9 protein-coding genes and 1 pseudogene are annotated in these 9,426 nt (G+C 45.1%); 6 read left to right on the forward strand and 4 right to left on the reverse strand.

Annotated features, from left to right (window positions below; translation table 11 throughout):
* Positions 1-323 precede the first annotated feature (323 nt).
* The 3 genes from loaP to Y79_RS0119655 all read left to right on the forward strand — a co-directional run bounded on the left by loaP (position 324) and on the right by Y79_RS0119655 (position 3,126).
* Entirely contained in the window at positions 324-854 is a 531-nt protein-coding gene (gene loaP / locus Y79_RS0119645; RefSeq protein ID WP_003153257.1) for an antiterminator LoaP, read from the forward strand.
* A 364-nt stretch (positions 855-1,218) separates the two neighbouring features.
* Complete coding sequence (gene namA / locus Y79_RS0119650) at positions 1,219-2,235, forward strand: NADPH dehydrogenase NamA (protein WP_016939203.1); 1,017 nt, start codon at positions 1,219-1,221, stop codon at positions 2,233-2,235.
* Positions 2,236-2,349: 114 nt separating this feature from the next.
* Positions 2,350-3,126, forward strand: a complete 777-nt coding sequence (locus Y79_RS0119655) for an alpha/beta fold hydrolase (RefSeq protein ID WP_016939204.1) — start codon at positions 2,350-2,352, stop codon at positions 3,124-3,126.
* A gap of 45 nt (positions 3,127-3,171) precedes the next feature.
* On the opposite strand, the gene rpmG is transcribed toward Y79_RS0119655, so the two are convergent.
* The gene (gene rpmG, locus Y79_RS1000000121110) at positions 3,172-3,321 is read right to left on the reverse strand and encodes a 50S ribosomal protein L33 (RefSeq protein WP_003153246.1); all 150 of its coding nucleotides are present in this window, start codon (positions 3,319-3,321) and stop codon (positions 3,172-3,174) included.
* Positions 3,322-3,399: 78 nt separating this feature from the next.
* The gene (gene rnz, locus Y79_RS0119665; RefSeq protein WP_016939205.1) at positions 3,400-4,326 is read right to left on the reverse strand and encodes a ribonuclease Z; all 927 of its coding nucleotides are present in this window, start codon (positions 4,324-4,326) and stop codon (positions 3,400-3,402) included.
* Positions 4,327-4,534: 208 nt separating this feature from the next.
* Between rnz and zwf the strand changes: the two genes are divergently transcribed.
* Positions 4,535-6,004, forward strand: a complete 1,470-nt coding sequence (zwf, locus tag Y79_RS0119670) for a glucose-6-phosphate dehydrogenase (RefSeq protein ID WP_016939206.1) — start codon at positions 4,535-4,537, stop codon at positions 6,002-6,004.
* A 90-nt stretch (positions 6,005-6,094) separates the two neighbouring features.
* On the opposite strand, the gene gndA is transcribed toward zwf, so the two are convergent.
* A complete protein-coding gene (gndA, locus tag Y79_RS0119675) occupies positions 6,095-7,504 on the reverse strand; it encodes an NADP-dependent phosphogluconate dehydrogenase (RefSeq protein ID WP_007408395.1) in 1,410 nt (469 codons plus the stop codon).
* Positions 7,505-7,612: 108 nt separating this feature from the next.
* On the reverse strand, positions 7,613-8,857 hold the full coding sequence (locus Y79_RS0119680) for a DNA polymerase IV (RefSeq protein WP_029575379.1): 1,245 nt from the start codon (positions 8,855-8,857) through the stop codon (positions 7,613-7,615).
* A gap of 75 nt (positions 8,858-8,932) precedes the next feature.
* Between Y79_RS0119680 and Y79_RS0119685 the strand changes: the two genes are divergently transcribed.
* A complete protein-coding gene (locus tag Y79_RS0119685; protein ID WP_003153239.1) occupies positions 8,933-9,214 on the forward strand; it encodes a hypothetical protein in 282 nt (93 codons plus the stop codon).
* A gap of 32 nt (positions 9,215-9,246) precedes the next feature.
* A pseudogene (locus tag Y79_RS01000000120270) lies at positions 9,247-9,426 on the forward strand (membrane protein insertase YidC); the annotation flags it as partial.

The raw sequence follows: 9,426 nt of genomic DNA on the forward strand, positions 1-9,426 counted from the left end.
TTAATAAATTTAACAAATAGTTGCTATTTAAAGAGAATAATATCAATTTATAGATAATAATGTCAAGGGGTTTTTTCTTTATTTTCTGACATTTATTTCACAGTTTTATGTTCGGTGGATAAAATGTCAGATAATTCTCTGAACCCTTTTCATGTCAAAGAAAATTCATCGCTTCTCTGTCAATTGGGTCTATACTTATTTTTCATTTTCATATATTATGTAAAAAAAAGACGAAATAGAAAATTTTTTAATCATTTTAAATATTATCCATTAAATACTTTCTTTGTATAATAATTTCTTATTATTCTAAGGAGGATCCAGTCATGAAATGGTACGCACTTTTTGTAGAGTCGGGAAAAGAAGAAGCAGTGCAAAAATTTCTGCGTCTGCAGTTTGATGAGCAGGCTCTCTACTCAATCATACCCAAGAAAAAAGTCACAGAACGAAAAGCCGGAATCAAATACGAGGCACTCAAAAAAATGTTTCCGGGATATGTGCTGTTTAAAACAAAGATGACAGAGCGGACATTTCATAAAATCAAAGAACTCCCCATTTCATGCAGAATCGTGAATAACGGCGCATATTATTCCAAAGAGCGTAAAACCTATTTCACGACAATTAAGGATGAAGAAATCCTCCCTATTATCAGGCTGATCGGAGAAGGAGACACTGTAGATTATTCAAAAGTCTATATTGAAAATTCAAAAGTAACCGTTGCCTCAGGGCCTCTTAAAGGAATGGAAGGCATTATTAAAAAGATCGATAAAAGAAAAAGACGCGCCAAAATCTGCCTGTCTTTTATGGGACTGGACAAAATGGTCAACGTCGGAATTGAAGTGCTCTCCAAACCCTAGCATTTCAAAAAAAGCATCAACAGCATGTGCCGTTGATGCCCTTTTTATATAAACAGACGAAAGCCCGACATCAAAATAACCCCGCTCACCACTGTCACGGTCAGACTTTTTGTTTTCAAGGCAGTATTTTCATTCTGACAATCTGGTTCAAAGGACGCCACGCAGTTATCGGTGCGTTTCTCATCTATATTTGCTAAATGATCGGCTGTAAATGCCTGTTATGAAGATACGGCCCCGATGTGTATAAGAAAAATGCCCGTTCAGAACAATAAGAACGATGTGTTCAGCTGTGAGCAGTTTATATGACTGGATGATCATGAGTTGTTATAATCAATGTCTAAAAACATTCCGGGAGGCGAAATAAATGGCCAGAAAATTATTTACACCATGGACCGTTAAAGATGTAACGATCAAAAACCGTATTGTTATGGCACCGATGTGCATGTATTCCTCACATGAGAAGGACGGAAAACTGCAGCCTTTTCATATGGCGCACTACATATCGCGTGCAATCGGTCAGGTCGGTCTCATTATCGTGGAAGCGACAGCCGTTAATCCGCAGGGACGTATTACCGATCAGGATTTGGGCATTTGGAGCGACGATCATATCGAAGGCTTTGCCAAACTGACAGAACAGGTGAAAGCGCAAGGGTCTAAAATCGGCATTCAGCTCGCGCACGCGGGACGTAAAGCAGAGCTTGACGGAGAAATTTACGCTCCTTCAGCCATTCCGTTCGATGAGCAGTCCAAAACACCGGCTGAAATGACGATAGAACAAATTAAAGAAACCATTCAGGAATTCAAGCAGGCCGCGGCGCGTGCGAAAAAAGCCGGCTTTGACATTATCGAGCTTCATGCGGCACACGGCTACTTAATGCACGAATTTTTGTCACCGCTGTCCAATCACCGTACAGATGAATACGGCGGCTCACATGAAAACCGCTACCGCTTCTTAGGCGAGACCATTGAAGCCGTCAAGGAAGTCTGGGACGGACCGCTATTTGTCCGTGTTTCCGCATCTGATTATACTGATAAGGGTCTGGACATTGCCGATCATATCGGCTTTGCGAAGTGGATGAAGGAGCAGGGAGTCGACTTGATTGATTGCAGCTCAGGCGCACTCGTTCAAGCTGATATTAACGTCTTCCCCGGCTATCAAGTGAGCTTTGCGGAGAAAATCCGTGAGCAGGCCGAAATCGCAACAGGCGCCGTCGGTTTGATAACGACAGGAACAATGGCCGAAGAAATTCTGCAAAACAACCGCGCTGACCTTATTTTTGTCGCGAGAGAACTTCTGCGCGATCCGCATTTTGCAAGAAGTGCAGCGAAGCAGCTGAATACAGAAATACCGTCGCCGGTTCAATACGACAGAGCATGGTGACAGAAGAGACAGCCGGAATTTTTATCATCGGCTGTCTCTTTTTTTATTTTTTGAGAAACGATCGCCGAAGCATCTCCGTCTTCCTTATAGAACCAATTAGAGGGGATGACTCCAATGAAAGCAGCATGGATGGAAAGGACATACCTGATTGACGGCTGTCCGTTTTATACAAAACACCGTAAAGGTGCCGGCGAAGTGACGATCGTCTTTGAAGCCGGCTGCGGCACTTCTTCTGAAACATGGACACCATTACTCACTGACATAGATGAAGAATTTGGGGTTTTCACATATGACAGAGCCGGAATCGGCAAAAGCGGCCAAAGCAGAAACAAGCGAACGGCAGATCACATGGTACAGGAATTAAACGCCCTTCTGCTGAAGGCGGGCGTCAAGCCTCCTTACCTTGTCGTCTCGCATTCATACGGCACGATTATCAGCAGACTTTGGGCGAGCCGAAACCGACGGGATATTCTCGGAATGGTGCTCCTTGACCCGGTTTCTGAAGATCAGGAGACGAAAGTGCTTCCGCTTCTTCCCGAGGAAATGAAAGCGGCCTACCTGAAGCAGTTCAGATTAGAAGGATCACACGCTGAATTTTTGACAAGCCTTCGGCAGATCAAGCACCAGCAGATTCATTTTAACGATATGCCGCTGTTGATTTTATCATCGGGAGAGCGGGATGAGCGCTTAAAGCACGCTCATGAAGAATGGATGAAACTGCACAGAAGCATGCTTGATGTCTCTTATCAAAGCGGATGGATTCAGGCCAAAAACAGTTCTCATGCCATTCACCACGATGAACCGCATATCGTCCACCTTGCCATTTATGATGTTTGGTGTGCGGCGCGCCAGCAAATGAATGCTCCGGCCTATCAGGCGGTAAACTCATAAAACAAAAGCCATTGTGCCTGAGCACAATGGCTTTTTTATCGTGATCTACTTCGTCTCACGATGTAAAGTATACTTTTTCAACCGGGGTGAATACTTTTTCATTTCCAATCGATCCGGATTCGTCCGTTTGTTCTTCGTCGTGATATAGTTTCTGTCCCCTGTCTCTGTGCAGGCCAATGTTACATTCACACGCATCATTTTCACCTCTCGATCAAATCGTAATTATTACGTTTTATTATATACCCTCAAATCAATATGTCAAGCGTCCATTTTTTAAGAGCGTTCCACTGTGACTTCCATGAAGTCAAATGCGATCCTGCTGTTTTCAAATACCGCTTTCGCCTCATGTTCCAGACGCTCTATCGGCGATTCGCCTTGATACCTTGCGCTGATGTGAGTTAAGATCAGCTGTTTGGCGCCTGCTTTTTTTGCCGTTTGTGCAGCCTGTTCTGTCGTCGCATGATAGTAATTATGCGCAAGCTTTGCATCTTCTTTGGCAAACGTCGCTTCATGAACAAGTACATCGGCATTGCGCGCAAGCTCGGTTACCCGCTCTGATGCCCGGGTATCCCCTGAAAAAGCGACGATCCTCCCCTTTTTCGGCGGCTCCAAAAAATCCTGTCCATCAATTATTCTTCCATCATCAAGCGTGACTGTTTCGCCTTTTTTGATCTTCTGATAGACGGGGCCGGGCGGAATATTCATTTCCTTCAGTCTGCCGGCCTGCAATGCACCGGGAATATCTTTTTCCTGTACACGGTAGCCGAACGCTTCTACACCGTGAATGACGGATGCTGCGGTAACGATGAATTGCTCATCTTCAAAAACCGTTCCCTCTTCAATTTCATGTACGGTAAGAGGATACGTCAAATGGGTCGCCGTCACATTCAGGCTTGTTTCGATAAATGCTTTTATGCCTTTTGGCCCGTAAATCGTCAGCTCTTCTTCACCGCCCTGAAATGACCGGCTTCCCAACAGACCCGGAAGACCGTAAACATGATCACCGTGAAGATGGGTGATGAAAATCTTTTCAATTTTCCTCGGTTTGAGTGTTGTATGTAATATCTGATGCTGAGTGGCTTCTCCGCAATCAAACAGCCATACGGAACGCCTTTCTTCAAGAAGCTTCAGCGCGACGGACGTTACGTTTCTCGCCTTTGCCGGCATGCCGGCCCCCGTCCCTAAAAATAATAATTCCACAATGCTTCCTCCTAGATCTTTGTACTACTAAGGATACAGGATCAGGCTGAAAATGTGAATTCACCCGGGGCTTCTCCGGCCTGATTAATTTTTTTCCGCAAACCTCAAAAAACAGGCTGAAACATTTGCTTTCAACGAATTTTAGATTTAAAATGAAGGAAATATGCGGGGTTTTAAACCATGCTTCAGATAAAGTGAGGTACTCTAAGTGAAAACAAACGACAAACCAAAAGCAGTAATTGTAATATTTGGTGCCACAGGGGATTTGGCAAAACGAAAACTTTACCCATCCATTCACCGTTTATATAAAAATGGTCAGATTGGTGAAGAGTTTGCAGTTGTAGGTGTTGGAAGAAGACCTTGGTCAAACGAGGACCTCCGTGAAACCGTTAAAACGTCTGTTTCTTCGGCTGGGCAAAAAGACATAGATGATTTCACATCTCATTTTTATTACCATCCGTTTGATGTAACGAATCCGGGTTCCTATCAGGAGCTGAATGTCCTGCTTGATCAGCTTGAACATACATATGAAATCCCGAATAACCGAATGTTTTACTTGGCAATGGCCCCTGAGTTTTTCGGCACAATCGCAAAATCGCTTAAAAATGAAGGTGTCACAGCGACAAAAGGCTGGTCCCGTCTTGTAATTGAAAAGCCGTTCGGCCATGACCTGCCGAGTGCGAAAGAGCTTAACAAAGAAATACGGGAAGCTTTCACAGAAGATCAAATTTATCGGATCGACCATTACTTAGGCAAGCAAATGGTTCAAAACATCGAAGTCATCCGTTTTGCGAATGCGCTGTTTGAACCGCTATGGAATAACCGCTACATCTCAAACATCCAGATTACGTCAAGTGAAGATCTCGGCGTTGAGGATCGCGCGAGATATTATGAAAAATCGGGCGCACTCCGCGATATGGTTCAAAACCACATTTTACAAATGGTCGCTCTGTTAGCGATGGAACCGCCGATTAAACTGAACACGGAAGAAATCCGCAGCGAAAAAGTGAAGGTGCTGAGAGCTCTCCGCCCTGTCGCTCCAAACGAAGTGAGTGATTATTTCGTCCGCGGACAATACCAAGCGGGAACGATCAACGGAAACTCTGTACCGAGCTATACAGATGAGCAAAACGTAGCACCGGATTCCAATACGGAAACATTCGTATCCGGAAAGCTGTTAATCGACAACTTCCGCTGGGCCGGCGTTCCGTTTTATATCCGAACAGGGAAACGGATGAAAGAAAAATCAACGAAAATCGTCGTTCAATTTAAAGACATTCCGATGAACCTATATTACGGCAATGAAACGAATGTAAATCCGAACCTGCTTGTCATCCACATTCAGCCGGATGAAGGCATCACTTTATATCTGAATGCTAAAAAACTAGGCGGGGCCGCACATGCTCAGCCGATTAAGCTAGATTACTGCAGCAACTGCAGTGACGAAATGAACACACCGGAAGCTTACGAAAAATTGATTCACGACTGTCTGCTCGGCGATGCAACGAACTTTGCCCATTGGGACGAAGTGGCGCTTTCTTGGAATTTCGTCGACGCGATTTCCGAAACATGGGCAGCCGACAAAACCCTTTCCCCGAATTATGAAGCCGGATCAATGGGACCTAAGGCTTCAGACGACCTCTTAGAAAAAGACGGCCTTCACTGGTGGAATATATAAGAAGAAATTAAAAAACCGCGGCGCTGTTCATAAGGCCCGCGGTTTTTACATATCAGAAAAGCCCCCGCAGTTATTGCGGGGGCTTCTTCATTACTTCATCCATTCAGTATGGAAAATGCCTTCTTTATCCGTGCGTTCATACGTATGCGCTCCGAAGTAGTCACGCTGCGCTTGAATCAAGTTTGCAGGAAGCACTGCCGTACGGTAGCTGTCGTAATATGCAAGTGCGCTTGAGAACGAAGGTACCGGCACGCCTTGGGCTACGGCAAGTGAAATCACTTGGCGAAGGGCGCCTTGGTAGCTTTCTGCAATGTTTTTGAAATAGCTGTCTAACAGCAGGTTGTCAAGCTCCGGTTCACGGTCATACGCATCTTTGATCTTTTGCAGGAACGCCGCGCGGATGATACAGCCGCCGCGGAAGATCATCGCGATTTCACCGTATTTTAGATCCCAGTTATATTCTTCAGATGCAGCTTTCATTTGGGCGAAACCTTGTGCGTAAGAACAGATTTTACTCATGAAGAGCGCTTTTCTGACCGCTTCAATCAGCTCTTCTTTGTTTTCAGTGACCGGCTTAACGTCAGGCCCGGACAACAGGCTGCTTGCTTTCACACGCTCTTCTTTCATTGCGGAAATGAAACGCGCAAAAACAGATTCAGTGATAATCGGAAGCGGCACGCCTAAGTCAAGAGCACTTTGGCTTGTCCATTTACCCGTTCCTTTTTGGCCTGCTTTATCAAGGATGACGTCAACAAGCGGTTTGCCCGTTTCTTCATCTTTTTTAGTGAAAATGTCAGCCGTGATTTCGATCAGATAGCTGTCAAGCTCACCTTTGTTCCACTCAGCGAATACTTCGTGAAGCTCTTCGGCAGACAGTCCGAGCACCTGTTTCAAAATGAAATAAGACTCAGAGATCAGCTGCATGTCACCGTATTCGATACCGTTGTGCACCATTTTCACATAGTGCCCCGCTCCGTCCGGGCCGATGTATGTCGTACAAGCTTCTCCGTCCACTTTAGCAGAAATGGCTTCCAAAATCGGCTTCACGAGTTCGTGCGCTTCCTTTTGGCCGCCCGGCATAATAGAAGGCCCCTTAAGCGCTCCCTCTTCACCGCCTGATACACCCGTCCCGATAAAGTGAATACCGCTTTCGGCAAGCTCTTTGTTCCGGCGCTGTGTATCTTTATAGTATGTATTTCCGCCGTCAATCAAAATATCGTCTTTTTCCAGATGAGGAAGAAGAGATTGAATCGTCGCATCCGTTGCAGTTCCCGCTTTAACCATTAATAAAATTTTGCGGGGTGTTTCAAGAGACTGGACAAACTCCTCGATACTGTATGTACCGACAACATTTTTGCCTTTTGCCTCTTCTAAAAACTCTTCCGTTTTGCTGCTTGATCTGTTGTATACAGACACAGAAAATCCCCGGCTTTCAATGTTAAGAGCCAGATTTTTACCCATTACCGCAAGACCGATAACTCCGATTTGTTGTTTTGACATATTCTAACGTCCCTTCTTCAAACGTTTAACCATTTTAAAATTTAAATTAAAATAAAATGATATTTATACTAAAGAAATTATCATACATAACCCCTTTTTTCAAGTTATTCACCTTTTCTTTTCATCCTGAAAAAAGTCTCTGTTAAAGCTCGTTCCCCTTGTTTTGCTTTCTTCTTTTTTCATGACGGCGCCTTTTCGGATCATGTGCCGGCCGTATTTTTCATTCAGCTCGTTCATCATCTGAACAATCGGCTCTTCCTTTGCATCCTCCTTGAATGAAAACAGGTCAAGCTGTTTATACGCCTGCTGTTTTTCGACCAGTTCCGTTCCGGTGATGCCGAGAAGTCTCACCGGGTTTTGGTTCCAGTGCTTGTCAAACAGTTCCATCGCCGCATTCATGATGTCTTTTTTCTGATCAGCCGGATTGCTGAGGGTCATGCTTCTTGTGACCGTTTTCCAATCCGCATAGCGGATCATGATGAACAGCCGGCAGGCCATGACCTCCTTACGCTGGAGCCGTTCGCTTACAGACAGCGCGAGGCGGTCAAACACGCCGGTTAATTCATCCCTGTCAGCCGAATCATGCGAAAGGGTGGATGAGTTGCCGACGCTTTTAAATTCATAAATCCGTTCGGGATCGACTTCTGCGCGGTGGATGCCGTTCGCCTTATCCTTCAGCCTCGGCCCGTTTATGCCGAGCAGCATTTTCAGCGCCCGTTCATCTCCTTTTGCCAAATCACCGATCGTTTTGATGCCGAGCGTTTTTATTTTTTCCGCAGTTTTCGTTCCTATACCGTGCATCTCTTCGATCGGGAGAGGCCACAATATGTCCGGCAGCTCTCTTTTTCTTAAAATGGTGATGCCGAGCGGTTTTTTCATATCAGACGCCATCTTGGCGAGAAACTTATTCGGAGCGATGCCGATGCTTGACGGAAGCAAAAGCTCTTTTTGCAGCCTTGCCTGAATGTCTGCGGCTGTCTCATACGCCCTGTGTCCGTGCGGTGTGTCCGTAATATCCATGTATCCTTCATCAATAGAAACAGGCTCGACTAAATCCGTATACTCCCTCAGAATGCTGAACATTTCTTTTGACGAACTCCGGTAGCGGTCAAAATTCGGAGGAACGACGATGAGTTCCGGACAGAGGCGTTTCGCCTGCCACACCGGCATGGTGGTCTTTACGCCCCGCGCTCTCGCTTCATAGCTGCAGGTGACGATGATTCCTCTCCGTTCCTTCACGTTTCCGGCAACGGCGAGAGGTTTTCCCTTTAAAGTCGGATCATACGCCATTTCTACAGAGGCATAAAAACTGTTCATATCGATATGAAATATAATTCTCCCTTTTCCGGCCACTCCCGGCGCCTCCTTTCCTTTCATAGACAACCTTATATATATGTAGTAAAATAAGAGCTGAATGGATGTGATAAAATGATTCTTGAGTCAATGAATGACTTTTTATTTTTAGTCGATTTTTTCACAATTATTCTTCCCGCTCTGACCGCGATCGGCATCGCTTTTCTATTGCGTGAGCGCCGCGCAGGCGAGCATTGGAGAACGAAACGAATAGATGAACATCAAGCAGTCGTTCAGCTGAACCGAACAGACTTTCTTATTATTATATATCATCGCATTACAACTTGGATACGTAAAGTCATCCGCATGAATTCACCGGCGAATGATGATGAAGATGTCAGCTTCCTCCTTTTATAACGGCAAGTGAAGATAAAAAGGAGGAGACATAATTGTCTAAAACATATCAAAAATGGATAGCTTTCGGATTATTTTTTATCGTACTGTGCACAGGCCGCTCGGCTTTTGCGGCGACATCTCAGACTCAGACGGGAGGCCTCGGGAATATCGGTTTTTTCCACGATTACCTGATCGAGCCGTTTTCGGCACTTTTAAAAGGTGTGGCGGGCCTG

Origin of the sequence: Bacillus siamensis KCTC 13613, assembly GCF_000262045.1 — a bacterium.
Classification (GTDB): domain Bacteria; phylum Bacillota; class Bacilli; order Bacillales; family Bacillaceae; genus Bacillus; species Bacillus siamensis.

Bases quoted from the DNA above. Each gene is read 5' to 3' on its own strand.
- Y79_RS0119655 (WP_016939204.1), top strand. From the start codon at position 2,350: ATGAAAGCAGCATGGATGGAAAGGACATACCTGATTGACGGCTGTCCG.
- gndA (WP_007408395.1), bottom strand. From the start codon at position 7,504: ATGTCAAAACAACAAATCGGAGTTATCGGTCTTGCGGTAATGGGTAAA.
- loaP (WP_003153257.1), top strand. From the start codon at position 324: ATGAAATGGTACGCACTTTTTGTAGAGTCGGGAAAAGAAGAAGCAGTG.
- rpmG (WP_003153246.1), bottom strand. From the start codon at position 3,321: ATGCGTGTGAATGTAACATTGGCCTGCACAGAGACAGGGGACAGAAAC.
- namA (WP_016939203.1), top strand. From the start codon at position 1,219: ATGGCCAGAAAATTATTTACACCATGGACCGTTAAAGATGTAACGATC.
- Y79_RS0119685 (WP_003153239.1), top strand. From the start codon at position 8,933: ATGATTCTTGAGTCAATGAATGACTTTTTATTTTTAGTCGATTTTTTC.